The organism is Pseudomonas sp. Hz4, from assembly GCF_054898165.1.
Window position 1 is genome coordinate 1,011,695 of record NZ_CM142719.1, and the last position, 24,881, is coordinate 1,036,575.

Here is a 24,881-nt window from a genome sequence, read left to right on the forward strand (position 1 = left end):
CGCATGACACCTTCTTTCGGCTATTGGCTGCTGGTTTACGCCGCCATCGCCATCATCGCTCTGATCGTTCTGATCGCCCGTTACCGACTTAATCCGTTCATTGTCATCACCTTGGTGTCCATCGGCCTGGCGCTGCTGGCGGGGATGCCGCCGTCAGGCGTGGTGGGGGCGTACGAGGCGGGCGTCGGCAAGACGCTGGGGCATATCGCGCTGGTGGTTGCTCTGGGCACGATGCTCGGCAAGATGATGGCCGAGTCCGGTGGTGCCGAGCAGATGGCGCGTACGCTGATCGACCGCTTTGGGGAGAAAAACGCGCACTGGGCGATGGTCTGCATTGCGTTTCTGGTCGGGCTGCCGCTGTTCTTCGAGGTCGGTTTTGTCTTGCTGGTGCCGATCGCTTTCACCGTGGCGCGGCGCGTTGGTGTTTCGATTCTGATGGTCGGTCTGCCAATGGTCGCCGGACTCTCGGTGGTCCACGCCCTGGTGCCACCGCACCCGGCGGCGATGCTGGCGGTGCAGGCCTATCAGGCGTCGGTGGGGCAGACCTTGCTTTATGCAATTCTGATTGGCATTCCGACCGCAATCATCGCCGGTCCCCTGTATGCCAAGTTCATCGTGCCGCGCATTCAACTGCCAGCGGAAAACCCGCTGGAGCGTCAGTTCCTCGACCGCGAGCCACGCGACAGCCTGCCGGGTTTTGGCATCACCATGGCGACCATTCTGTTGCCAGTGGTGCTGATGCTGGTCGGTGGCTGGGCCAATCTGATTGCCACGCCGGGCAGCGCCTTCAATCAGTTTCTGTTGTTCATCGGCAATTCGGTGATTGCCTTGCTGCTGGCGACTTTGCTGAGCTTCTGGACCCTCGGCCTGGCCCAGGGTTTCAGCCGCGAGTCGATTCTCAAGTTCACCAACGAATGCCTGGCACCGACCGCTAGCATCACTTTGCTGGTCGGCGCGGGCGGTGGCTTGAACCGGATTCTGGTGGACGCTGGCGTCACCGATCAGATCGTCAGTCTGGCCCAGGTATTCCACCTGTCGCCGCTTTTGATGGGGTGGCTGTTCGCCGCGCTGATGCGCATCGCCACCGGTTCTGCCACCGTGGCCATGACCACTGCGTCGGGGATCGTCGCGCCGGTGGCCATTGGTCTGGGGTATCCCCATCCAGAGCTGTTGGTGCTGGCGACGGGTGCGGGGTCGGTTATCTTTTCCCACGTCAATGACGGCGGCTTCTGGTTGATCAAGGAATACTTCAACATGACCGTTGCCCAGACCTTCAAGACCTGGACGGTGCTCGAGACCATTATCTCGGTGGTCGCCTTCGGTCTGACCGTGGGTCTTTCTTATCTGCTTTAGCCGGAGCCGCCTGCCATGGACATCCTCTACCAGATCCGCGCCCGTCAGGATTCCTTCAGCGCCGGCGAAGGACGTATCGCTCGGCTGATGCTCGACGACGTAGGATTGCCTCTGCCGCCAGTCTCGATGAACTGGCGCAGAGAGCGGAAGTCAGCACCGCCACGCTCTCACGTTTTGCTCGTACGGTGGGCTGTCGCGACTTGCGTGATCTTCGCCTGCAACTGGCCCAGGCCAGCGGCGTTGGCAGCCGTTTTCTCGACCCTGCGGGTACGCCCGAGCAGTCGGCGTTTTACGGGCAGATCGTTGGCGATATCGAGTCGACTCTGCGTCAGCATCTGTCGGCATTCGACGAGTCACGTTTCGCCGACGCGGTGAAGTTGCTGGGCAACGCGCGGATGATTCACGCCTTCGGCATGGGCGGTTGCTCGACGTTGTGCAGTGATGAATTGCAAGTGCGGCTGGTGCGGTTCGGCTACCCGATTGCGGTGTGCCACGACCCGGTGATGATGCGTGTCACCGCCGCCAGCCTCGATGCCGAACGCGCAGTCATTGCCTGTTCGCTGACCGGCATCACGCCCGAACTGCTCGAGGCCGTCGAACTGGCGCGCAGCTACGGCGCACGAATTCTCGCCATCACCCGGGCCGACTCGCCGCTGGCGCAGTTGGCTGATGTACTGCTGCCGCTGCAAGGCGTCGAAACCTCATTTATCTACAAACCCACGGCGGCGCGCTACGGCATGCTGCTGGCCATTGACGTGCTCGCCACCGAGCTGGCGCTGGCCAATCCTGAAGACAATCAAGAGCGTCTGCGGCGGATCAAACTTGCCTTGGACGACTACCGCGGCGGCGACGATCACTTGCCGCTGGGAGACTGACATGAAGTACGACACGCTGATCCGCAACGCCCTGATCATCGATGGCAGCAACGTCCCCGGTTATCCTGCCGACGTGGCGATTCTGGACGGCCGCATCGAGCGTATCGGCGACTTGCACGATGCCACCGCCACCGAAGAAATTGACGCCGCCGGTCGCGTGTTGGCGCCAGGTTTCATCGACGTGCACACCCACGATGACACCGTGGTGATCCGCCAGCCGCAGATGCTGCCCAAGCTCAGCCAAGGCGTGACCACGGTGATTGTCGGCAACTGCGGGATCAGCGCCTCGCCGGTGAGTTTGCGCGGCGATCCTCCCGACCCGATGAACCTGCTCGGCACCGCCGCTGCGTTCGTGTATCCGAGGTTCAGCGACTACCGCGCAGCCGTCGAAGCGGCGAACACCACGCTGAACGTGGCGGCACTGGTCGGTCATACGGCGCTACGCAGCAACCACCTCGACGACCTGTTTCGCACCGCCACGGCAGATGAAATCTGCGCGATGCGCGAGCAATTGCGTGAGAGCCTTGAGGCCGGTGCGTTGGGCTTATCCACCGGTCTGGCTTACGCCAACGCCTTCTCGGCCTCCACCGATGAAGTGATGCAATTGAGCGAAGAGCTCACCGCATTCGGCGCGGTCTACACCACCCATTTGCGCAGTGAGTTCGAACCGGTGCTGGAGGCCATGGACGAGGCATTCCAGATCGGCCGTCATGCGAAAACACCGGTGATCATTTCCCACCTCAAATGCGCCGGCGCCGGTAACTGGGGGCGTAGTCCGCAACTGTTGGCGTCCCTTGAACGCGCGGCGAAAACCCACCCGGTGGGCTGCGATTGTTATCCCTATGCGGCGAGCTCTTCGACCCTGGACCTCAAGCAAGTCACCGACGCTCATCGCATCACTATCACCTGGTCGACACCTTATCCGGAAGTGGGTGGCCGCGACCTGATGGACATCGCTGCCGAATGGGGCGTGCCGTTGCTCGATGCCGCTCGCCGACTGCAACCGGCCGGCGCGGTGTATTACGGAATGGACGAGGCTGACGTGCGAAGAATCCTCGTGCATCCGCTGTCGATGGTCGGCTCTGACGGATTACCGGAAGATCCGTTTCCGCATCCACGCTTGTGGGGCGCATTCCCACGGGTGCTCGGGCATTTCAGTCGAGACGTGGGGCTGTTTCCGCTGCACACGGCCGTGCACAAAATGACCGGATTGTCGGCGGCGCGATTTGGCCTGAAGGAACGTGGCGAAATCCGGGAAGGGCATTGGGCCGATCTGGTGTTGTTCGATCCTGTGACGATACGCGACGTGGCAGATTTCAATAATCCGCAACAAGCGGCCGAAGGGATTGATGGGGTCTGGGTCAACGGTGTCTTGAGTTACAGCGAAGGCCAGGCAAACGGAAGTAGGGAAGGGCGGTTTCTGGCGCGGGAAGGGGATTTGCGTGACGGGTTCCGGTAAGCATTTCGAGTGCTGCGTCACAGTAGTGGCACATTGCAATTAAAGAAAACCATCGCCAAGCCGAAGCGCTGACATCTCGCCCGGCTAAACTCTGGGCCTTATCAGTCTGGGAGCAACTCCATGAGCTTCGGCAAAACCACCCCGATCCTGCGGATTTTCGATGAAATCAAGGCAGTGGAGTTCTACGTCGATTTTTTGGGTTTCAAGATCGACTGGCAACATCGTTTCGAACCCAACTTTCCGTTGTACCTGCAGATTTCCCGTGGCGAATGCGTTTTGCACTTGTCCGAGCACCACGGTGACAGCACACCTGGCTCGGCGTTGCGGATCGAGACCGATGAACTTGAGGTATTCCAGCAGCAACTGCTGGCCAAGGAATATCCGTTCGCCCGCCCACAGATCCAGGCCATGCCGTGGGGCAGCCAGGACATGACCGTGACCGACCCGTTCGGGAATCGACTGGTGTTTACCAATGCGATTAGTGTGTAAGGCCGTTCGGCAGTTCTATGGGTTTTGATGAAGCAAGGTGTGTTAGTCTCAATCAATGATTTCATTGATTGCAGGAGGCATCATGGCCAGCATTACGATTCGAAACCTGGACGATCAGATTAAGGAACAACTGCGCATCGCAGCGGCCCATAATGGGCATTCGATGGAAGAAGAGGCGCGCCTGATTCTCGGCAGAGCCCTGGCTACCGTTGATCGCGCAGGAGGGCTTGGAAGCCGTATCCGCAACAGGTTCAGCGCCAGTGGTGGGGTTGAGCTCGATCTTCCTTCGCGTCACGAGAAGGCGACAGCGGTGGATTTCTCCGAATGATAGTGCTCGATACCAATGTTCTTTCGGAATTCATGCGGGTCGAGCCTACCACTCAAGTGCTTGCCTGGGTTGATGCACAACCGGCGATGGAATTGGCAATCAGTGCTGTCACCGTGGCAGAAATTCTCCACGGCATTGCCCGGCTCCCGTTTGGCAAGCGCAAACAGAAACTTGAAGCTCATGCAATGGCGATGTTCGAAGAGGACTTTGCCGGAAGGATTTTGCCGTTTGATGCCCACGCCGCCGTGGAATACGCGACGCTAGTCGCTGGCTGTGAAGCTAATGGTCGGACGGCGTCGATGGCCGATGCGCAGATTGCCGCAATCTGCCGAAGCCACGGAGCTCCTATTGCGACCCGTAATGTCCGGGACTTTGAGTTTCCTGGCGTTGAGGTGATCAATCCGTGGCAGGCTTGAGCGCTTGATGATCGTTCCCACGCGGGAGCGTGGGAATGATCAGGTGTTATTACACCCGAAAGTGGCTCACCATCATCTGCAACTGATTGCCCAACCGCGCCAGTTCAACACTCGATGCGGCGGTTTCGTCGCTGGCGGCGGCGGTCTGTTCGGACACGTCGCGTACGTTGATGATGCTGCGGCTGATCTCTTCGGCCACGGCACTTTGCTGCTCGGCGGCGGCGGCGATCTGCTGGTTCATCGACTGGATGTTGGACACCGTGCGGGTGATGTTTTCCAGTGACACGCCAGCCTTGCGAGTCAGCGCTACGCTGCTGTCGGTCAGGGCGCGGCTGTTGTTCATCACGGCCGCCACGTGTTGAGTGCCGTTCTGCAGACCGGCCACCAGGCCTTCGATTTCTTCGGTGGACTTCTGCGTGCGCTGAGCCAGGCCACGGACTTCGTCGGCAACCACGGCAAAACCACGACCGGCTTCACCGGCACGGGCTGCTTCGATGGCGGCGTTGAGCGCCAGCAGGTTGGTCTGTTCGGCCACGGCCTTGATCACGTCCATGACACTGCCGATCTTGTCGCTTTCCTGTTGCAGCACGCTCATGGCTTCGGTGGAGCGCGCCACTTCGGTGGCCAGCCGTTCGATCTGGGCGATGGCTTCGTTGACCACCTTGTCACCTTCGCGGGCTTCGCCGTCAGCGGCGGCCGCCGCTTGGGAGGCTTCTTCGGCGTTGCGCGCGACTTCCTGCACGGTGGCGGTCATCTCGTGCATGGCGGTGGCCACCTGATCGGTTTCGATCTTCTGGCTGTTAACGCCGGCGCTGGTTTGCTCGGTCACGGCCGACAGTTCTTCGGCGGCGCTGGCGATCTGGGTGACACCGTCGCGGATGCCGCTGATCAAGTCGCGCAGGGTCACGCCCATGCGGGCGATGCCTTGTTGCAACACACCGAGTTCGTCGCGGCGAGTCACTTTGACGTCCTGGGACAGGTCGCCGCTGGCAATGCGTTCAACCACGGCCAGGGTGTCGCGCAGCGGACCGGTGATCTGACGGGTGATGATCACGGCAGCAATGATGCCCACCAGCAACGCCAGCAAGGTGCTGATCAGCTGCAGCGTGCGAGCCTGGGCGCTTTCGACGTCACGGCGGTCGAGCTGAATCTGATACAGCTGATCGCTCAGGGTCACGATGGCGGCGCCCTGCTCAGTCATTTCCTTGCGCGCCTGCACCGCATCGTTGCTGGCGGCTTTATAAGCCTGCAAGGCGCTGCGGTAGTGGGTCAGCGCGGTGTCCAGCTGACGCAGGGCGTCTTGCTGAGTGTCGGCAAAATGCACGTTGAGTGGTTTCAGGCCGGCGATGGCCGCGTCCAGTTGGCCGACGGCTTTTTGCTCGGTCTCGGCGTTGGTGGTCGCGGTGTAGCCGCGCACTTCGTAGCGGGCCAGCAAGAACGCGTCCTTGGCGGCGGTGATGACCTGGAATTGCTCGAAGCGCTGATCGCTCAAGGGCATTTGCTGAACGTGGGTGTTGATGGCGTCGATCAGCTGACTGGCCGTGTCGGCGTTGCCGCCCATCACGTCGCGCGCGCTGTTGCCGGTGCGGTACGCACTACGCATTTTGTTCAGGGACGTCCTGTAAGCCTCGATGACGGCGCCTTGCTCTTTGAGCAACTTGAGGTTTTCCGGGCTCTTGAATTTCACCAATAGCGCTTGTTGCTGAGCGGAGAACGCGTCGAGCGTGGTCTGGACGTTCTGCGCGGCGGTTTCGTCGCCGTTGGTCAGCATGTATTGCAGGCGAACCACGCGCAGCTTGGTCAGGCCGCCATTGAGCTGGGTGATGTCGCTCATCCAGTTGCTGCGGTCAATCAACCCGCCCAGGCTCGTCCAGCCGGTCAGGGCGAGGACGCAGGTCAGTGCCAGGACCAGGCCGAACCCCAGGCCCAGCTTCATGTTCACGCTGATATTGCCGAACCAGCTATTCATCAAAAGTCCTCCAGGGACGTTGTGCTTCTTGATCGTCGGTTAGCTGGAAGATTGTTGTTTTTGGTCGCCAGCAAGGTGTGTAGCAGGACTGTATCGGCAGCCATTGCGAGAGCTGAATGGTTTTTGCAGGACTGGCGTGTAACAAGGCCTTTGTGTGGGCCTTAAGCTTTTTTTCACATGAGTTTCACCGGCCGTCGACGTCAGCCTCTCTACCCTCGTGGCATCGAATGAACGTGATGCATGCCAGCGAGGCGGCTTGATGTGGAATTGAGACTGAGTGTGTTCGGGATAAAACGCTCGATTGATCTGAGCCGTTTTGCCCGCTATCGCAATGCGGCTGTCGTGCTCGCCTCGGCGCTGTTGGTGATTCCTTTGACGGTTTGGCTTTTGCGTCCCGCCGCTGTACCGGACCTGGCCCACGGCAATGTGGCCGGCGCCCGGGCGTTGGCGGCCGATTGGGCCAAGGGCGACGTGATCGTGCTGGTGCGTCACGTCGAACGCTGCGATCACTCCAGCGCAGCCTGCCTGACCGGTAACGATGGCATTACCGATCGCTCTCGCAGCGTGGCCGTGGAGGTCGGGGCGAATTTTGAACAGCTCGGGCTGAGCCACGCCGATATCTACAACAGCCCGATCATCCGTACGGCGCAAACGGCCGGTTACATGTTCAACAAGGTTGGGGTCGGTGAAGAATGGCTGATCAATTGCAAAGGCACCATGCTGCGCGACGCGCTGGCGCACAAGGTTGCCGGGCGAAACCTGATTCTGGTGACCCACAGCGAATGCATGTCGCAACTTGAGAAAGACCTCAAGTTGCCGGCCTCCACTTTGGGTTATGGCGCCTCCTTGTTCATTTCGGCTGAAACGCCTCAAGCGCCGCGCATGCTTGGGTTTATCGAAGCTTCTGACTGGCGCTCGGTGACCACCAAATGAATTCACTCTCTGGATCTGGACACACGATGCTGATTTCTTCCCGATACCGCTTTTACTGGGTGAACTTCGGCATTCCGCTGGCCTGTGCGGTCTTGGTTTTCCTGCTGTTCGACCTGACCAAAATCGACATCGCTTTTAATGATCTTTTTTATGACCCTGTCACGCAGACGTTTCCGCTGGATCATGTCCATCTGTTCGAAAAGATTACCCATAAATGGGCGCGAATCATCCCGAACTGGACCGGAGAGTTAGCGATCGTCGGCGCCTTGCTGTCGTTTCTCTGGCCGCGTCTGAAGGCCGAAAAGCATTCGAAAATCATCGCGGTTTTGGAAAAAATCAAGGTCGCGCCGGTGCTTCGGTTCGCCAGTAAGCACCGTCGGGACTTCCTCTACGTGGTGTTCGCGTTTTCCATCAGCACCGGCGTCATTCATTACCTCAAGGGACACACCAGCGTGTACTGCCCGATCGAAACGACCCAGTACGCGGGGAAAATCGAGCATAAGGAGTGGTATCAGAATTTCGATCTGCTGAAAGTCGCGGGTGACGGTCGCTGTTGGCCGGGCGGGCATGCCTCCGGCGGCTTTACCCTGCTGGCGTTGTACTTCGTGGCACGCCGCTACCGCTGGCGCTATTCCAAAACGGTGATGTACGGCTCGTTGCTGCTCGGTTTTGTCTACGGCACGACGCGGGTTCTGCAAGGCTGGCATTACATGTCCCACACCTTCTGGGCGGGAATCTTCGTGTGGCTCGCGTGTTTGCTGACGGCGCTGGCGTTTTATGGGCGAGCGCGGCTGGAGATGCCGGTGCTGCAAAAGGCTGAAGAACCGGCGTTGGTGGCTCAGCCTCAATCCGTTGACTGATTCTCCAGGGCAGACATTGCTTCTGCCGAAAGCGTCGTCAGCACCAGGCGCGAGGCAAAGTCTTTGCACAGGTGCACCGTGTTGGTCGCGATTCGCTTGTGTCGGGCCTGACCTTCGGCTTCACCGCTATTGGGGTTGACGTCGAAGTGCGGAAAATTGCTGCTGGCAATGTCCAGGCGCAAGCGATGGCCCTGTTTGAACAGGTTGCAGGTCGCGAACGGTTCGATGATCACCTTGACCCTTTCTCCCTGTTCCAGTTGTTCGGGGTTTTCCCACGAGTCCCGGTAACGGCTGCGGCGAATTCCGTCGGTGATGTTCATCGCGTAGCCGTCGGGGTAGTCGGTGCTCGCTGGATAGACGTCCACCAGCTTGGCGGTGAAGTCGGTGTCGGGCGCGTCGCTCTCAATCCATAACTCGATGTGCAGCGGGCCGGCGACGATCAAGTCTTCGGTCAGCGGCGGAGTCTGAAAACTCAGTACGTCTGCACGCCCAGCCAGTGGCTGATTGTCGCCACGGGTGCCGAAAAAGTCTGGCCTCTCACGCTGATCAAAGGCGCCACCGGCGAACACCGGGGCACCGGAGGTCAGTGCTCCGCCGATGGTGGGTACCGGCTGGTCGGGATCGGTGCGATAGCTCAGATTTGCCTCGCGCACGCTCGGACGCTCTTGGCTCAAACGCTGTTCATGGTCCAGGTACAGGCTGAGTGTCTGACTGCCCGGCAGCGGCCATTGTTGGCTTTGCAGCCAGCGACCGCCGTGTTGCAGTCGACCGTTTTCATCCGGTGTGCCGCTGCCGCCGCCCATCAAGAAGACTTTCACTGAGGCTTCATGATCAGACGCTCGAGTTGGGGTGTGCTTGAGTGAGCGCTCGAACCACTCCAGCCGGCATGTCAGCCAGTTCTCGGCCACTTGACCATCGAAGGTTGCGGCAGCGCCGAACTCGGCATTGCCGCTGTGACTGATGTTGCGGTCACCGTGCAGCCAAGGTCCCATGATCAGATGTTGCGGCGTGCTGTTATGGCGTTTGAATGCGCTGAAGTTGGCGAGGGTCGAGCTGACATACGCGTCATACCAACTGGACATGAACAACACCGGGATATCCGGCAAGTCATCGTAATGACCCTCGGCGTATATCCCTGGCTTACGCCAGTATTCACTGAAGCTGCCCTGGGCCCATTGTTCAAGCAGATAGGCTTCGTATTCAGGCACGTGACGGATAGGCGACTGACCGGGCTGCCATGGCATGCGGGCAAACCATTGATGAATATCTTCCTGCTCCAGTGCTTCGCGGATCTGTGGATCGGCCAACGCAGCCGGGCTTTCCTTGGCTTGTCGCCAGGCCCAGGTCGCCTGCTTGAGTTCGAACGCGCCACCCTGGCGGATGCCGCACTGGAAAGCGTTGGAAAAACCACCCGAGTCCAGAACCATGCTGCTTAGGCCCGGCGGATGCAGGCAGGCCATCGCCAGTTGTGTGTGGGCAGCGTAGGACAAGCCCATGCTGCCAATCCGACCGTTGCACCACGGTTGTTCGACGATCCAGGCGAGTGTGTCGAAACCATCTTCACCTTCAGCGGTGTACTTGGTGAATATTCCTTCGGAGGCATAACGTCCGCGACAGTCCTGAAAGATCGCCACAAACCCTTGCTCGGTAAATCGTGCGGCCATTGCCTGGCGGGAAATGTGCTGGCCGTCGAGTTGCTTCTCTGAGCGCGAGGGTTTGCTCTTGTCGTAAGGCGTGCGCTCGATGACGACCGGAAACGGGCTTTCAATGTTTTTCGGCAGGTAAATGTCGGTGGCCAGATGTACGCCATCGCGCATGGGGACTCGTTGGTCGCGCAGAATTTGCATGGCCGGTGACGCTTGTTCAGAAAGGGAATTCATATCAAAACCTTGTTGACGCTGGCACCTGCGGACAGCACTGCAGGTGCCGTTGCACAGTCAGTAACCGGTGTTCACCGCGATGGCCAGAAGGATCATCGCCAGCACCATGTAGATCACGAATAGCGGCAGGATGTAGCGTGCCCATTGGCCCCAGCCGACTTGCGCGGTGGCCAGCAGCACCAGCAAACCGCTGGAGGTCGGCGTGATCATGTTGGTCAAGCCGTTGCCCAGCAGAAACGCATACACCGTGGTTTGCGGGCTGACACCGGAGAGTTGGCCGAGCGGGCCGAAAATCGGCATGGTCACCGCTGCCTGGCCAGACGTTGAAGGGATCAGCACGTCCAACCCCAGTTGCGAGAAGAACATGCCGTAGGCCGACACCACCGGGCCATGATCACTGACCACACTGGCCAGGCCGTTGACGATGGTGTCCAGCACCTGTCCGGTCGTGAGGATGATTTCAACGGCTGTTGCCAGACCTATCAGCACACCGGCAATCAGCACCTTTTTCATGCCATCGACGAACGCGTTCGCCGCGGCACTGGCGCCAAGACCTGCAATGACGGCGAAGCCGGTGCTCAGCAGCAGATAGAACGCGGAAAGCTCGTGGTACTTCCACTGCCAACGGGTCGAGGCGAAGACCATGAATGCGATGCCGCTACCCAGGATCAGCAGGTTTAGCATGTGGCGGATCGGCAATGGTTTGTGTTCGAAGCTGATTTTCGCGCTGGCGTCGAAACCTTGCTTGTGGATGCTCCACAGCACGAAGGCAATACCCACCGTCAGGAATACGGCGTAGGCCGCAATCCGCATGCTCATGCCGCTGAAAATCGGCAAGCCGACCATCGGTTGCGCGACCGATAGCACCACGGGGTTAGTGATGGATGCCAGGTATCCGATCTTCACCGAAATGCAGACGATCGCCAGCCCGATCAGGTTCGACAATCCCAGGCGATTGGCCATGGCCACCATCAATGGCACGATCAGGATGAATTCCTTGGCCAGCCCCATGAAGGTGCTGCCCGCCGAGAACACCAGCATCAGCATAGGCACCAGCACGTAGATGTTGCCCCGGGTCATTCCCAGCAAACGTTCGAGGCCGGCGTCGATCACGCCAGCCTTGTTCAGAACGCCGAACATGCCACCGATGAACAGCACCATGAAAATCAGCGCTGCACGCTTTTCGATGCCTTGAGGAATTGCCATGAAGCCTTCGACCAGTGACACCGGCCGGGCTATGGTGTCATTCGCCTTGCGTGGCTCCATGGAAAATAACCGAGTCAGCGAATGGCTCTTCTCCAGTACCTGATAGGAGCCCGGCACCACTAACGCATTCTGGCGCTGGAAGGTGCCGGAGTTGACGGCATAGGTGAACGCCACTGCGAGCAGAACGATGCTCAGCAGGATGATCGCCGGGTTGACAGGTTTGCGTTGGCCGGTCTTGCCGTTTTCCACTTTCGTGGATGCAGCGTTCGGCTGGGAGATGGTGATTTGTGGTTCGGTCATGATTCTTGCCCTGGCTGGCAGGGCGGCCCTCGCGGTTGTTGTTTTTGGTGTCAGCTCTTGGTGAGGCAGACACTAGGGCAAACGCGAAAGCGCCACAACGTTATGCGTGGAGCGGGTTGAGCTATGCGTTTTGTCATCGGCCAAGGTCTTGGTCGACGTTATTTGCGAGCGGCGGACGCTGTGCTCAGGTGCTGTTTGAGGTGTTCGGCAAAAGCATCGACAACCGCCTGGCGCGGCTCATCACGACGGAAGGCGAGGCCAAAGGCATAGGGCAGGGCGGGCCGAAACGGGCGGCTGACTATCGGCAGATGAGCGAAGTGGCTGGCCAGTAAACCGTTGACGATCGACACCCCCAAACCCTCGGCGACAAAGCTGCATGCGGCACCGACGGAGTGCACTTCGATCCGTACCAGCGGCGTCAGGTTCACTGCGCGAAAGACTTGATTGAGCTCAGCTCTCAGCGCCCGTTGGCGGCCCAGCAGGACCAGCGGCACATCACGTAAATGCTGAACCTCAATGAACGCGTGACGGGCCAGCGGATGGTCCGCCGGCATCACACAAACGCCTTCGGTCTCTAACACCGGCTCGACGTCAAAGTCCGGCAGTTCAGTGGGTAATCGTACGAACCCCAGGTCAGCCGAACGATCAAGCACCGCGCGCTCGATCATGTCGTAAGAGCCTGTCAGCAACTCGATGACAATGTCTTCGTGACTCTTGAGAAACGCGGCAACAATCTTCGGCAGCAATTCTTGGGTCATGCTGGTCGGCACTCCCACTTTGAGCAAACTCTTGCGCGAGCGACCGACTCGCAATTCGTCGGCCAGACGCTGGATACGCTGCATGCCGTCCACCAGTCCTGCGACCTCGGTGAGCAACTCTTCGGCCTCGGGGGTGGCCATCAGGCGACCCTTTTTGCGCAAAAACAAAGCGAATCCCAAGTGTTCTTCGAGCTGCGTCAGCAAGCGGCTGACCGCCGATTGGGACAGGCCCATTCGCGTCGCCGCGCCGATGGTCGAGCCGGTGGACATGATTGCCTTGAAGGCCTCGAGTTGCTTGAGATTCACGCAGGGATTTCCTTGGTTTCCAGAGACGCGACATGCCGCGCCACGAGCTTACGCATAGCCTGATGCGCTTCTCGCATAATGTTGTGGACGCGCCGATGAGTCGTTAGTGTCCGCCCCAATACGCCGCTGAGTCCAGCGCGATACCACATCAACATTGAGACATATCCCGTCAGCGGGACCTTTGCTACTGCCCATAAAATCGACAATACGGCGCTGAGGAAATGGTTATGCGTGATCTGTTCACGAGAGGCGTAATTGTGTCCGCAGGGATACTGGCGAGCCTGTCAGCGGAGCTGATGGCTCAGGGGTTTCTGGAGGATTCGCAAGGCAAACTGTCCCTGCGCAATTACTACTTCAACGACGATTATCGCGAGGGTGGCAATGACCGCAGAGAGTGGGCCCAAGGCTTTCTGCTCAACCTGCAATCGGGCTACACCGAAGGAACCGTGGGCTTTGGTCTGGATGCCTTGGGGCTGGCCGGACTCAAGCTGGATTCAAGTCCAACCCATGCAGGCACTGGCCTGTTACCCGTACACGACGATGGGCATGCAGCGGACGGTTTTTCAAGCCTGGGCGTGACGGCGAAGATGCGCATCGGCGATGTCGTTGTGAAAACCGGCAACTTGCTGCCGAGGATTCCAGTGCTGGTCTACAACGACGGCCGCCTGCTGCCGCAGACCTTTCGCGGCACTCAGGTCGAATACACCGGTATCCGTGACCTGTATTTGCACACTGGGCACTTGGACAAGTTCAAGCAGCGCAACTCCACTGACAGTGTCGACATTTTTCCCCAGGGTTATACGGGTGACAAAGGCACGGATTTCGATTTCGCCGGAGCGACCTACAAATTTACGCCGAACCTCAGTGGCACTTGGTACTACGGCGAAATGCGCGAGTTTTACCGTCAGCAGTTTCTCGGTCTGGTGCACAAGCTGCCAGTGGGCAGCGGCAGCCTGACCAGCGACCTGCGCTACTTCATCAGCAGCGATGCGGGCGAGGCGCGTAATGGTCTGGTCGATGCCGACATGTTCAGTGGTCTGTTTACCTACCGTCTTGGCGCTCAAGCGATCGGTGTCGGGTATCAGAAAGTCACCGGCGACACGGCGCTGCCTTACACCAGCGTCTCTACGGTCTACTCGTTCACTAATGCCGGTGTCGGAAAATTCATCCAGGGCGGTGAGCAAACCTGGATGCTGCGCTACGACTATGACTTCGCGGCCGTACCTCCCGGGTTGAGCTTCATGACTCGCTACTACAAGGGTGAGAACGGTGATTTCAAAGGACGAGAAGCCCGCGAGAGGGAATCGGATACCAACCTGCGCTATGCCATTCAGGACAGCGCCTTCAAAGGGTTGGGGATGGAAGTGCGCAAGGCGACTTACCGTTCGACCTACGCCAGCGATCGGGACAACTGGCGGCTGTACCTGACGTATGACATTGCGTTGTGGTGATACAACCCTGAACCCGTCAATTGACGAAACCCGTAATCCTGGTGGGGATTGCGGGTTTTTGTTGTCCGGGAAATTGCATAGGCTCTGGCTACCGAAGAGGGGATCGGGAAGCCCGAGCATAAGCGGTGAATGCTTAATGAACGGTGAACGGCAGACGATGTATTACGAGAGACGTCTGGACCAGCGCTGTTCCGGTGCTTCAAAGCGATCATTGATCAACGCCGTCAACACATGATCCTGCCAGCGCCCGGCGATACTCAGGTAGGCCTTGGCGTAGCCCTCACGTTCAAATCCCAGATGCTCCAGCAACCGCGCACTGCGTTCGTTGCCAGGGATGTAATTGGCCATGACCCGGTGCAATTTCTGCTCATCGAACATGTAGCCGATTCCCGCTTCCAGTGCTTCCTGCATCAAGCCCTGGCCCTGATGAGATTCGTCGATGTGGTAACCGAGATAGCAGGCCTGAAAAGCTCCGCGAGTGATGCCGCTGAAGTTGCAGGCGCCGATCATTTGGCCGTTGTCCGGATTCAGCAGCGCGAAATGCACCGCCAGGCCGGCCTGGAAAGCACTCGCTTGGACCTCCAGGCGCGGGCGGATGTGTTCAGGGCTGTGGTAATCGGCAGGGCGAATCGGCGACCACCGGGCGAGATGCCTCTGGTTGCGTCGGTAGAAGTCGCTTTCCAGCGTCGCCTGTTCAGGGGCGAGCACCGCCAGCGTCAAGCGTTTACAGGGCAGGGACAACAGCGGCATAGGGCGCTCCGGTTCGCGAGGATCGTCGCGCAAGCATTAGGTGGCCTGCGGAAAAACTCAAACCGCCAGCGGTAACGTCACGATAAAGGTACTGCCGCTGCCGTCACCGTCGCTCATCCCGATGACCGTGCCGCCATGGGCTTCGACCAGCTCGCGAACCACCGTCAGGCCAATACCCAGGCCTGCACCGTTGAAGCCGATCGCGTGAGCATCCTGCACAAACGGCTCGAAGATAAACGGCAGCGCCTTGGCGGAAATACCGATGCCGTCATCGCAAATGCGCATCTGCAGCACGTCCGCTTCAACGGTGACCGACAGCGTGACATTGCCGCCCGATGGCGTGTATTTGGCCGCGTTGCCCAGCAGGTTGCCGAGAATCTGCGTGAGGCGTATCGGGTCACCGTTTACCGCCAACGCGCACTCGGGCAATTCAGCGGTGAAGTGCAAATGGTGAGCGGTCATCACCGGGCTGCATACGTCGATGGTCTGATGGATGATCTGCACCATGTCCACGATGTGGCAATCGAGGCGCCACTTGCCGGTGCTGGCGCGGGAGACGTCGAGCAAATCGTCCACCAGTCGCGACATGTGTTGCACCTGGCTTTCGATCAGTGCCTGCATGCGCGGCAGTTCCTCGCTGGGGACGCGCACTAGGCGCCCGGCGATCATGCTGATGGGTGTCAGCGGATTGCGCAGTTCGTGAGCCACCAGGGTGAGAATGTTGCGTTGTTGTTCGAGGGTATGTTCGGCTGAGGCTTGCAGGTCTTGCGCGCTCAGGGCTGCGATCACCAATTGCGCGTTGGCTTCGCGCATCTCCAGGAACAGTCGTTGTTCTTCTTGCGTGCGTTTTGGTTTTTCTGCTTCGGACTGCGCCAGCAAAATCGCCAGCACCAATTGCTGATTGGCCTCGATCAGTTGCTCGACCTGCTGGCTATCGACCAGCCGGGTGTTGGCTTCGCTCAATTCTTTTTGCAGCGCCGCCAGCACCGCCCGTGCCTCGACAGTTTTCTGGCCGAGCAGGAAAAGTTCGCGAGCGGCAGTGGCCTTCGCTTCTTCGTTCTTGCTATCGGCCGTGCTCATGACCTTGAATCACGCATTGTCGTTTCCAAGGAACCGTTGGGTTGGCCGACCCCCAAGCAAACCTTCCTGCTCCGGTAACATCTCGCCGATCTGCAAACCTTTATTGTCGATGTGGTACTGGCGCAACTCATCGGAATGGGCGCTGGCCCGCACCTTGACCACGGCCATGATGCGCAGCAAACGGCTCTGCACTTCAATGTAGCGCTGAACGATGATTGCGTCGGTGAGAAATGCCGTGCCGTAAGGGCTGAAGCGCAGGTCGGTGTAGCGGTCTTCCAGCTCTGAGGTCATCAACACGCTGACCCCGGCGCTCGTCAAAGCAGTGACCATGCGCGACAGCGACTCGCGAAAGTCTTTGCGGAAGGTCGGTGCGAGCGCCAGTTCGAAACCTGACAGCGAATCGATGACTACGCGGGTCGCTTTCAATCGGGTGATTTCGCTCAACAGCAAATGCACGATTTCATCGATGGACAGGTCCAGGGCGCGGCTGTCCACCAGACCGACCTGTCCGCTCTCGATCAGGGCCGAAAGGGTGGCGTTCTGGTAGTGATTAGGCCTTTGTTCAAATACCGCGATCACACCGGTTTCACCATTGCGCGCGCCTTCGGCGAGGAAGGTCCCCGCCAGAATGCTTTTACCCGAGCCCGACGGCCCGGCCACCAGCAAGGAATAACCACGGGGCAGGCCGCCGCCAAGCATCTCGTCGAGCTGTGGCACGCCCATTTTCAGGCGCTTGATGGGGAACTCCGGGGGAGCTTCAACCGGGTTGAGTACCGCAGGCGCAAAGACCTTGATCCCCGACGTCGAGATGCGGAAGGTGTGCAGCCCTGGCAGCGTTGGCTGGCCGCGCATCTTCATGATTTCCATCTTGCGCACCATGGAGTTGCTCTGAACGCTCTGGCGCAGCCAGATCAGGCCGTCGGCCACGGTGAAAATCGGGTTGGTGTCGGTTTCGGTGAAATATTCGCCAATCAGGAAGGTCGTCGCCTGCCAAGTGGTCATCAACATGCCCAATTGCTGAACGAACTGCGGCAGGTTGTTGTTGGGGTTGTCCTGGGTCTGGCTCGCCAGCACCACCGAACGGAACGAGTCGACAAACACCAGTGACGGGGAGTGAGCCTCCACCTCGCTGACGATGCGCCGCAGCACTTCGTCCAGATTCCCGGCAAGGGTGTCGTCCGCCAGGTTGATGTAGCGGATCGACTGGTTGATCGCTTCGCTGTCGAAAAAATCGAATTGCTGCTGATAACGCAGCATCTTCAGCGGCGGCTCGCCCAGTACGGTAAAGAACAGCGCCGGGCGCTCAGGTGTTGCCAGGGCGAACATCATCTGATGCGCCAGGGTGGTTTTGCCACAGCCAGGCGGGCCGGCGATCAGGTTGAACGAAAACTCCGGCAATCCACCGCCCAGCACCTCGTCCAGTCCTGGCACGCCGGTGGCCAGACGGTTGATAGTCACTTTGGTGCTCATGGCGAAATTTCCTGCGAAGGGGTGTCGCTCAAAGAAGGTTCCCACCTGTCACGAAGCAAACGTTCGGTGAGCGAGGGCCCGATGAGCGTGGTCAGCAGCTCGTAAAAGGTAGTCAGCAACACTTCACCGAAAAACAGCGCATCGGCGTCGCTTTGCTCAACGATTACGGACTTGAGGGCAGTCAAATCCATGCCGGACGGCAAACTGTCATAGGTGCGGGCCAGACGCGGATGAGTGGAGGCGCACAGGCGGAGGCTGCGGCGATAAAGCGCTGCAACCCCTTGGTGGCCGATGATGGGCGTGAGGGCTACATCCATATCCCGCAAGGTCGAAATGATCGCCTGGGCGATCCTTGCGATGTCAGCGTTGGGGCCAACACGGTGCGCCAGAGAAGCTACGATCTGGCGGCTCTCTTCGCTTAGCGTGGACATAGCTAACTGATATCTGATGGACAGAGCCTGATGGTACACCCTATGGGGTCGTTGCGAGTGATTTGCCTCAGAGGGTTGCGGGAGGGCCTGAACATCGATGAAAAAAAGCAGCAGGCAAAAAAAAGCCCGCGGGAGGGGCGGGCAAACCGTAATTTCTTGAATGAGCGAGCGCAATGTACCCGTTGGTGAGAGGTTGTGGGGTGAAGAAAAATTCATGTCGATGAGTTCGCCGCTTCACGCTCTGACACACGCCTAAGGCAAATGATCAGCCGCAAAGTCCGCTTCCGAGCGCGCCCGCAAACGGCCCTTGCGGCAGGCCTGCTGGAATTGTTCGAAGTCGCGCTGATTCTGCGCGGTGTAGCTTTGCGCGTACTTGAATAGCGCGTCGGCCAGCGCATCGCCCTTGCCGATGTAGCCGCTGATCTGCGCGGCGTGGCCGGACGATTTGGCATGGGCGCGGGCCAGAGCGCGGCCACAAACGCGTCCGTAGGCGGCGAAGGGGTCCGCGTCGAACGTCTCGAGCTCAGCCGAGACTTTCATGTCGCGCAACTGACGCACATTGAAGTGTCGACCGCTGGGACCGGTGGTCCAGCCGAGAAACAGGTCACTGGCCGCTTGCATCAACCGCTGTCCATCGACCACGCGCTGACCGTTATGCCGCACACGCGACTTGGTCTTCACGAAACCGGCGAGCACCGAGCGACGTGCCTCCTTGAATTGCAGGAACAGCGGGTTCTCCTGATCATCGGTCAACAGCGCGACCAGACAACGAGTGCCGACACTGCCCACACCGACCACCTTGAACGCCATGTCGTGGGCATGAAAACGCGACAACAGCTCGCGGCGGTCGGCTTGCAGCGTGCCGGGATAGTCGCGCATGAACGCGTCGTAAAGCGGCCGCCAGTCCGACAGGCGCGGCCAGTCGTCGTCGGCATCCAGCAGCGTGGTGTTTTTGTGTAAATGGAAAATTTCCGGCAGATCATCGCTAATGATCAGTCGGCCATGTGCGTCACGTGTACTGATTTTCGGCAGCAGTTTGGCATGGGTGCGGCGTTCGGCTTTTTCGATGGAGCGCTCTACATGCTCCAGGGGCGCTTTGCTCGCCTGCTGCCGCAGGTGGTCGTAACTGATGGACTCGTACCAGTTTCCCAGGGCGCTTTGTTCGGCGCACTCGAGCATGGTCTGTTGGTAGGCGCCGACCACCTGGCGGCAGGCCGTTTCTTCGACCGTGTCGCCATGGAGCTGATCGCGCGCTGCCACCACGAAACTTGCCACCAGGATGTACCGGCCAAGTCGTGAGCTTGCAGCAGCGGGTTGCCGCGATAGAAGGTGACCGGCGACACCAGCATGCGCCCGTAGCGCAACTCGACCAGCGACTTGATCCGGCCTTCACTGGACGATTTGATCAGCGGCAGCGGGTCACGATTTATCTTCCCCATAGACGCCTGCGAACTGCGAGAGCAATTCTTGCGAGCGTCCTTGCCTTGCTTCAAACGGTCTTCGAGGGTGGTTATGGGGCTTGTTTTGGGGGTGTTTTTCGGATGTTTCAGAGATGAGTGTAGAAGGGCTTCGTGTCTTGATCCGAAGTGTTTGGGCATTGACCATAGGGCGAAAAAAAGGCACCTGCGATGGTCTCCTCAGGGCCTTTTTTATTGGAGGGTGCAGCATCGACCTCCGATGCTCGTTTCGTTAGGCCGCCGAAACTTGCATCTGCGCCGCCCCACCATGCGGCGACAGTGGCTTCTGTGGCCGCTGGGGATTTTTGCATTGGTAGGGCTGGTCTCTTCGCGGACAAATCCGCTCCCACAGGGAGGGCGGAGGGGCATGGATTGTCGAACCCCAGATGCAGCGAAACCCGCACTGGGCGGGCTTCGTTGGTGTTTCAAATGGTGGAGCCGGGGTAATTTGAATTGATCGCATATCTATTTGAATTTTATAGAAAATAATCGATTAGTTTTATTTCTGGAATACCCATTGGAATACCACTTCATCAAGGATGCTTTGAAATAGCCACCGATGAATGACATCGGTCCCATAGCCAGCAGCGGCTGATCAACCAATTCCCGGAGCTGCCGGGTTTCGCAGTTATCATTCTGTCGACTATCGCTGTCAGGTTTGGGGTGACGTGCAGGCAGCCAACCACGTCATTCACTTCACCCGTTGCTGGACCCCGGCCAAGGAAGATCAAGCAACTGACAGGGTTTATCGGATTGGGCAGGAGAAGGATGTCTATGTGTACTACCCGACGGTTCGGGATGCGCAGATGCCGACGTTCAAAGCGACACCCGATGAGTTGCTGAGTAAGCGGCGGGCGTTGGCCCGGGACATGTTGAGTGGGGTTTCGGATATTCAGGCTTCGGACTTTGAGGCGCTGCTGAAAACACGCTGAGCCCGACTTGCAGGAAAACGTTGCTCGGCGATATGTCAAATATAAGTACAGGTAAGTTCCTGCTCGGGTTTGCAAATAGGCAAAAACCAGCCAAGTGGCGCTTGCCTGGTGGATTAGTGCCAACATCCTGTGAGCGGATTGCTTACCTGTGCACACGTCCAGTATTGGCGCCGAAAGCTCAGCGGCTTACTGTGCGCGGCATCCGAGTCTGCCGCCCACAACCCGCTCTCCTGAGCAAGGCATGATGCAAGAACTCCTAACCGGAAGAACCCGACTGCTATGACCAATCTGAGCACGGAAGCGATTCACCTGCCGCAACCCACTGAACTGTCCAGCAAGATCGTCAGTGTCTATGAACTGCTTATGGATTCTGCGCTGGATGTTCCCCAGTACCAGCGTCCTTACAAGTGGACCGGGAAGAACATCAACCAACTGTTCTCCGATATCGCCATCCACAAGGACAAGTCCGCCTACCGATTGGGCACTATCGTTTTTCATCAAGAGGGTGGGACAAGGAACATCGTCGATGGCCAGCAGCGGACTGTCAGCCTGCTGCTGGCGGCCCGTGCGTTGATTCAGCGTAACAAAGAAAAAAAGCTCGAACGCAAAGACCTGCAAGAGCGCCTGCTAAACCTTGAGCAAGCGATGGTGAATCCAAGCTTTAGCAGCGAGATCTCGCAGAAGAACATCCACAACAATTACCTTGAGGTGGCCCGCATCGTTTCCCGCGCGGACTTCACCGAGGTGCATATCGACTTCTTCCTGAACAAGTGCCAGGTCGTGGCCGTGGCCTTGAACGATGTGTCGGAAGCTTTCCAATTCTTCGACTCGCAGAATGCGCGGGGCCGGGACCTGGAGCCTCATGATTTGCTCAAGGCTTATCATCTGCGTGAGTTCGGTCCGCATGACGAGCCATTGAAGGCGGCAACTGTAGCGCGTTGGGAGAACAGCGACTCCAAGGAGTTGGCCACACTGTTCTCCCAGTACCTATACCGCATCCGCAACTGGTCGAAAGGGGTTTCGGCTCGTTACTTCAGCAAAGATGACAGCGACTTATTCAAGGGCGTGAACATCGACACGGTGGCCAGCTATCCCTATGTGGAGCAACTGCGCATCGCTCACCATTTTGTCGATAACTACAACGGGCAGTACGAGCGCAAGATCGACTCGCGCGAGCTCGGTTTTCCCTTCCATCTGGATCAGATCATCATCAATGGCCGGCGCTTTTTTGAGCTGATCAGCCACTACCAGAGCAAAGTGGCGCGGATCAGCGCCGAGTCCTGGAACGGGCATGAACTGGCGGGGACTGAGGGGCTCGATGGCTATGCGAAAACTATCATGGATACCCTCAATACTTACCCGGCAAGAACCCGAACCGGCGATTGTTATGTACGGGCGATGTTCGATTGCCTGTTGATCTGTTACATCGACAAGTTTGGTCACGCGGATATCTCCCGCGCCATCGAAAAGGTTTTCGTCTGGGCCTATAGCCTGCGCCTGAAAATGCAGGTAGTGCAGCTGGCAAGCATGGATAACCATGTGCTGGAGAACAATCTCTTCAGGTTGATCAAGGAAGCCACACGTCCTTGCGACTTTATAAACTGCAGCCTGGCGGTATTGAGCGGTACGAAGTCAACCAGGACCGGTGAGATCGAGGCTCTGTTCAAGGCGATGAAATATTATGAGTAATGAAATCAGCCAGCTTTCCATCAAGGCGCTGCTGAGCGGTAGCGTTGAGTATGTTATCCCGATGTATCAGCGTAATTACGCCTGGGAGGAGGGTGAGGTCACTCAGCTCATTCAGGACGTGATCGACTACCTGCCAACGACCTCTGATAAAGCGCGCAATTACTACATTGGCACTCTAGTGGTGTATGAGCGCCCGGATAGCAAAACCCCGGTGTTTGAAACCATTGACGGCCAACAGCGGTTGACGACCCTGTCGTTGTTGACGTCGTATCTGAAAAACACCCGGTTGGTGGATCTCGCCTGGTATTCGACTTTGAGCATTCACTTTGACAGCCGCGAGAATTCGCGCGCGACCTTTGCGGCCATCTTCGAGGGGAAGTTCAACGACGATCCTGCCGAGTTATTAGTCGAGAGGCAGATCAATACCGGCATCCTCAATGGCTATCGGCTGATCCAGAAAGTCTTGCCTCAGAAGCTGAAGGAGAAGGGAATTTCGCCTCAGCAATTCGCCGACTACTTGTTTGACTACGTACAAATCATGCGGGTAAAGGTACCGGCTGATACGGACCTGAACCATTACTTCGAGATTATGAACAACCGCGGTGAGCAGCTGGAAAAGCACGAAGTGCTCAAGGCGCGGATGATGGAGAAGTTGCAGGGTTGCGAGCAGAGTCAGAATTGCTTGCACGCAGTATGGGAAGCCTGCGCCAACATGGAGCGCTATGTGCAAATGGGCTTCACGCCTGGCCAGCGAGGCAGCATTTTTGGCGAAAAAAACTGGGGACAATTTGAACTCGCTGACTTCGATTCGCTTCGGGCTGCGTTGCACAGTACGCAAGAGGTGGCTGCCCAGCAGGACAATCGCTTGACCCTTGATCAGATCATTGTCAAGGCACCAGTCGCTGCGAAGCAGGATGAGCCAAGTGAGGACTCGCCAGAGCGTTTCAACACGATTATCAACTTCCCGAACTTCCTGTTGCATGTGCTGCGCGTCGATATCCAAGCGGACATCCCTCTGGATGACAAGCGCCTGCTCGACACCTTTGAAGAGTACGTATTAAAACAACCCGACCCAGTGGCCGCGGTGAAGCGTTTTACCTTCAGCCTGCTGCGCTGCAAGTATCTGTTTGACCAGTATGTAATCAAGCGCGAGTTCATCAAGGGCGCTGATGGCTGGAGCTTCAAACGCTTCAAGTGGAATGAGGGCGGTGAACGCAGCCGCGCTGGTCGAGGAAGTTATGTGAATACCTTCGGCGAAGAGGACGGTAATGAAGGCATCAACCGTCGCATTCTGATGCTGCTGTCGGCATTTCATGTTTCTACGCCAACGCTGGTCTACAAACACTGGCTGAATGCGGCGCTGCATCACCTGTTTCATGCTGATCAGATTGACGCTCAAGCTTATCTTCAGCACATGGAGTCGGTCGCCAAGGCGTTTGTCTTTGACCGATTTCTCGCTCCAGAGACAGGCCTGGATTACTACGCGATCATTTATCAGAACAAGGGTGGATGTCAGACACGTCGCGAAAGCATTACCGCGGAGAAAATTGAGTCCAGATTGACGTTTGGCAACATCGAAAACAACCTGGTGTTCAACTTTCTGGACTACCTGCTTTGGCTTGAGCACGGCGCAAGCGAGCCGGTTAAATCCTATGAATTCACTTTCCGTAGTTCGGTAGAGCATTACTACCCGCAGCATCCATTAGACGGACAAGTTCAGCTCGACGCTGGCACGCTGAATTCGTTCGGCAATCTCTGCCTGATCAGCCATGACAAGAACTCACGCCTGAGTAATTTCATGCCCACGGCGAAGAAAGAGTTTTATAAGAACAACACCATCGACAGTGTTAAGCAGTATCTGATGATGGAAGCAGAGCCTTGGGAAGCCGGTGCTATATGCACACATTCCCAACACATGAATAACGTGTTGCTCAGGAGCCTCGCCACTAAACACGAAACCGAGTAAACCCTGCAGGATGCATCTGGTTACTCAAGAACCTCGCTCTGAACACCGCATCCGGAATGGCGCTCAGGCCCAGGATGCGGTTCTCAGCGAAAACTGTCGGCTCAACCGTTCACGACACTCCCTGTCGCGAAGGCCCCTCATGCTTGTTTCATCAATAGGAAAAACGATGGTTTTCATCGACCCGAGCCACTGAGATCTGTAACCCCGAGAGGCCGCACCATGAAAAATCTGTTCGCAATTGTTGGCGTCATCGTCGTCGCCAAGAAAGGCTACGAGTTCTTCCGTGAATACATGGAGATGAAACAAGAGCTGGAAAAACGAGCGGCTGAATCGGCCTGACAACTGCGGCACTGTCGACCGCGTTTTTTTCACCACCAGCAGGTTGTTCTCTAATGCCCTGGCCACCACATCCCTTCACATTCACCTGCCCCCAATGCCATTGGCATAAAACAACTGTGCCACCCAGCGATGCGCTGCGTGAGGGCAAAGACTGGTTTTCAGCTTGCCCTGCTTGCCAGCATGT

The 24,881-nt window shown here is 58.1% G+C and carries 18 protein-coding genes and 4 pseudogenes; 12 read left to right on the forward strand and 10 right to left on the reverse strand.

The genetic code is table 11. The annotated features are described in order from the left end of the window. The first annotated feature begins 3 nt into the window (after positions 1-3). The 6 genes and pseudogenes from ACYZTR_RS04485 to ACYZTR_RS04510 all read left to right on the forward strand — a co-directional run bounded on the left by ACYZTR_RS04485 (position 4) and on the right by ACYZTR_RS04510 (position 4,920). Positions 4-1,353: a GntT/GntP/DsdX family permease gene (locus ACYZTR_RS04485; protein WP_461976786.1), complete on the forward strand. Its 1,350-nt coding sequence runs from the start codon at positions 4-6 to the stop codon at positions 1,351-1,353. Positions 1,354-1,368: 15 nt separating this feature from the next. Then, positions 1,369-2,228, forward strand: a pseudogene (locus ACYZTR_RS04490) (MurR/RpiR family transcriptional regulator). Position 2,229: 1 nt separating this feature from the next. Continuing rightward, positions 2,230-3,687 carry an N-acyl-D-amino-acid deacylase family protein gene (locus ACYZTR_RS04495; protein ID WP_461976787.1) on the forward strand — a complete coding sequence of 486 codons (1,458 nt, stop codon included), beginning with the start codon at positions 2,230-2,232 and terminating at the stop codon, positions 3,685-3,687. Between the two features lie 120 nt (positions 3,688-3,807). Beyond that, the gene (locus ACYZTR_RS04500; RefSeq protein ID WP_461976789.1) at positions 3,808-4,176 is read left to right on the forward strand and encodes a glyoxalase superfamily protein; all 369 of its coding nucleotides are present in this window, start codon (positions 3,808-3,810) and stop codon (positions 4,174-4,176) included. Positions 4,177-4,258: 82 nt separating this feature from the next. After that, entirely contained in the window at positions 4,259-4,504 is a 246-nt protein-coding gene (locus tag ACYZTR_RS04505; protein WP_008149074.1) for a FitA-like ribbon-helix-helix domain-containing protein, read from the forward strand. Continuing rightward, a complete protein-coding gene (locus ACYZTR_RS04510) occupies positions 4,501-4,920 on the forward strand; it encodes a PIN domain-containing protein (protein ID WP_461976791.1) in 420 nt (139 codons plus the stop codon). The genes ACYZTR_RS04505 and ACYZTR_RS04510 overlap by 4 nt, the downstream gene beginning before the upstream one ends. 49 nt (positions 4,921-4,969) lie before the next feature. Here the strand turns inward: ACYZTR_RS04510 and ACYZTR_RS04515 are convergent, their stop codons facing one another. Continuing rightward, positions 4,970-5,833, reverse strand: a complete 864-nt coding sequence (locus ACYZTR_RS04515) for a methyl-accepting chemotaxis protein (RefSeq protein ID WP_461979576.1) — start codon at positions 5,831-5,833, stop codon at positions 4,970-4,972. A 42-nt stretch (positions 5,834-5,875) separates the two neighbouring features. Beyond that, a pseudogene (locus ACYZTR_RS04520) lies at positions 5,876-6,889 on the reverse strand (methyl-accepting chemotaxis protein); the annotation flags it as partial. Positions 6,890-7,150: 261 nt separating this feature from the next. Here ACYZTR_RS04520 and pmrG point away from each other — a divergent pair. Then, entirely contained in the window at positions 7,151-7,822 is a 672-nt protein-coding gene (pmrG, locus tag ACYZTR_RS04525) for a lipopolysaccharide core heptose(II)-phosphate phosphatase PmrG (protein WP_461976793.1), read from the forward strand. A gap of 26 nt (positions 7,823-7,848) precedes the next feature. Further along, positions 7,849-8,682 carry a phosphatase PAP2 family protein gene (locus ACYZTR_RS04530; RefSeq protein ID WP_461976795.1) on the forward strand — a complete coding sequence of 278 codons (834 nt, stop codon included), beginning with the start codon at positions 7,849-7,851 and terminating at the stop codon, positions 8,680-8,682. Here ACYZTR_RS04530 and ACYZTR_RS04535 read toward each other — a convergent pair. From ACYZTR_RS04535 to ACYZTR_RS04545, 3 genes are all read right to left on the reverse strand, one after another. Further along, positions 8,667-10,529: a CocE/NonD family hydrolase gene (locus ACYZTR_RS04535; RefSeq protein WP_461979578.1), complete on the reverse strand. Its 1,863-nt coding sequence runs from the start codon at positions 10,527-10,529 to the stop codon at positions 8,667-8,669. The two genes, ACYZTR_RS04530 and ACYZTR_RS04535, sit on opposite strands and share 16 nt — an antisense overlap. A 90-nt stretch (positions 10,530-10,619) precedes the next feature. Continuing rightward, positions 10,620-12,068, reverse strand: a complete 1,449-nt coding sequence (locus tag ACYZTR_RS04540; protein ID WP_461976797.1) for a YfcC family protein — start codon at positions 12,066-12,068, stop codon at positions 10,620-10,622. A 158-nt stretch (positions 12,069-12,226) separates the two neighbouring features. Beyond that, a complete protein-coding gene (locus ACYZTR_RS04545) occupies positions 12,227-13,132 on the reverse strand; it encodes a LysR family transcriptional regulator (protein ID WP_461976799.1) in 906 nt (301 codons plus the stop codon). Between the two features lie 227 nt (positions 13,133-13,359). On the opposite strand from ACYZTR_RS04545, the gene ACYZTR_RS04550 reads away from it, so the two are divergent. Beyond that, a complete protein-coding gene (locus ACYZTR_RS04550) occupies positions 13,360-14,583 on the forward strand; it encodes an OprD family porin (RefSeq protein WP_461976801.1) in 1,224 nt (407 codons plus the stop codon). A gap of 162 nt (positions 14,584-14,745) precedes the next feature. Here the strand turns inward: ACYZTR_RS04550 and rimJ are convergent, their stop codons facing one another. From rimJ to ACYZTR_RS04575, 5 genes and pseudogenes are all read right to left on the reverse strand, one after another. Next, the gene (gene rimJ, locus ACYZTR_RS04555; protein ID WP_461976803.1) at positions 14,746-15,333 is read right to left on the reverse strand and encodes a ribosomal protein S5-alanine N-acetyltransferase; all 588 of its coding nucleotides are present in this window, start codon (positions 15,331-15,333) and stop codon (positions 14,746-14,748) included. Positions 15,334-15,390: 57 nt separating this feature from the next. Further along, complete coding sequence (locus ACYZTR_RS04560; RefSeq protein WP_461976805.1) at positions 15,391-16,413, reverse strand: sensor histidine kinase; 1,023 nt, start codon at positions 16,411-16,413, stop codon at positions 15,391-15,393. A gap of 9 nt (positions 16,414-16,422) precedes the next feature. Beyond that, on the reverse strand, positions 16,423-17,883 hold the full coding sequence (locus ACYZTR_RS04565) for an ATPase domain-containing protein (protein ID WP_461976807.1): 1,461 nt from the start codon (positions 17,881-17,883) through the stop codon (positions 16,423-16,425). Further along, complete coding sequence (locus ACYZTR_RS04570) at positions 17,880-18,530, reverse strand: hypothetical protein (RefSeq protein WP_461976809.1); 651 nt, start codon at positions 18,528-18,530, stop codon at positions 17,880-17,882. Before ACYZTR_RS04570 ends, ACYZTR_RS04565 begins: the two co-directional genes overlap by 4 nt. Before the next feature lie 36 nt (positions 18,531-18,566). Continuing rightward, positions 18,567-19,828 (reverse strand): annotated as a pseudogene (locus tag ACYZTR_RS04575) (DUF2252 domain-containing protein). 516 nt (positions 19,829-20,344) lie between these two features. Here ACYZTR_RS04575 and ACYZTR_RS04580 point away from each other — a divergent pair. The 3 genes and pseudogenes from ACYZTR_RS04580 to ACYZTR_RS04590 form a co-directional block, all read left to right on the forward strand. Continuing rightward, a pseudogene (locus tag ACYZTR_RS04580) lies at positions 20,345-20,703 on the forward strand (helicase-related protein); the annotation flags it as partial. A 279-nt stretch (positions 20,704-20,982) separates the two neighbouring features. Continuing rightward, positions 20,983-22,392: a DUF262 domain-containing protein gene (locus tag ACYZTR_RS04585; RefSeq protein ID WP_461976811.1), complete on the forward strand. Its 1,410-nt coding sequence runs from the start codon at positions 20,983-20,985 to the stop codon at positions 22,390-22,392. Beyond that, positions 22,385-24,358 carry a GmrSD restriction endonuclease domain-containing protein gene (locus tag ACYZTR_RS04590; RefSeq protein WP_461976813.1) on the forward strand — a complete coding sequence of 658 codons (1,974 nt, stop codon included), beginning with the start codon at positions 22,385-22,387 and terminating at the stop codon, positions 24,356-24,358. Before ACYZTR_RS04585 ends, ACYZTR_RS04590 begins: the two co-directional genes overlap by 8 nt. Positions 24,359-24,881: the final 523 nt, after the last annotated feature.

Excerpts from the sequence above, each read along its gene's own strand:
- ACYZTR_RS04495 (WP_461976787.1), top strand. The coding sequence starts at position 2,230 with ATGAAGTACGACACGCTGATCCGCAACGCCCTGATCATCGATGGCAGC.
- ACYZTR_RS04530 (WP_461976795.1), top strand. The coding sequence starts at position 7,849 with ATGCTGATTTCTTCCCGATACCGCTTTTACTGGGTGAACTTCGGCATT.
- ACYZTR_RS04565 (WP_461976807.1), bottom strand. The coding sequence starts at position 17,883 with ATGAGCACCAAAGTGACTATCAACCGTCTGGCCACCGGCGTGCCAGGA.
- ACYZTR_RS04485 (WP_461976786.1), top strand. The coding sequence starts at position 4 with ATGACACCTTCTTTCGGCTATTGGCTGCTGGTTTACGCCGCCATCGCC.
- ACYZTR_RS04570 (WP_461976809.1), bottom strand. The coding sequence starts at position 18,530 with ATGAATTTTTCTTCACCCCACAACCTCTCACCAACGGGTACATTGCGC.
- ACYZTR_RS04560 (WP_461976805.1), bottom strand. The coding sequence starts at position 16,413 with ATGAGCACGGCCGATAGCAAGAACGAAGAAGCGAAGGCCACTGCCGCT.
- ACYZTR_RS04500 (WP_461976789.1), top strand. The coding sequence starts at position 3,808 with ATGAGCTTCGGCAAAACCACCCCGATCCTGCGGATTTTCGATGAAATC.
- ACYZTR_RS04540 (WP_461976797.1), bottom strand. The coding sequence starts at position 12,068 with ATGACCGAACCACAAATCACCATCTCCCAGCCGAACGCTGCATCCACG.
- ACYZTR_RS04585 (WP_461976811.1), top strand. The coding sequence starts at position 20,983 with ATGACCAATCTGAGCACGGAAGCGATTCACCTGCCGCAACCCACTGAA.
- rimJ (WP_461976803.1), bottom strand. The coding sequence starts at position 15,333 with ATGCCGCTGTTGTCCCTGCCCTGTAAACGCTTGACGCTGGCGGTGCTC.
- ACYZTR_RS04535 (WP_461979578.1), bottom strand. The coding sequence starts at position 10,529 with ATGCAAATTCTGCGCGACCAACGAGTCCCCATGCGCGATGGCGTACAT.
- ACYZTR_RS04505 (WP_008149074.1), top strand. The coding sequence starts at position 4,259 with ATGGCCAGCATTACGATTCGAAACCTGGACGATCAGATTAAGGAACAA.
- ACYZTR_RS04515 (WP_461979576.1), bottom strand. The coding sequence starts at position 5,833 with ATGGGCGTGACCCTGCGCGACTTGATCAGCGGCATCCGCGACGGTGTC.
- ACYZTR_RS04510 (WP_461976791.1), top strand. The coding sequence starts at position 4,501 with ATGATAGTGCTCGATACCAATGTTCTTTCGGAATTCATGCGGGTCGAG.
- ACYZTR_RS04590 (WP_461976813.1), top strand. The coding sequence starts at position 22,385 with ATGAGTAATGAAATCAGCCAGCTTTCCATCAAGGCGCTGCTGAGCGGT.
- ACYZTR_RS04550 (WP_461976801.1), top strand. The coding sequence starts at position 13,360 with ATGCGTGATCTGTTCACGAGAGGCGTAATTGTGTCCGCAGGGATACTG.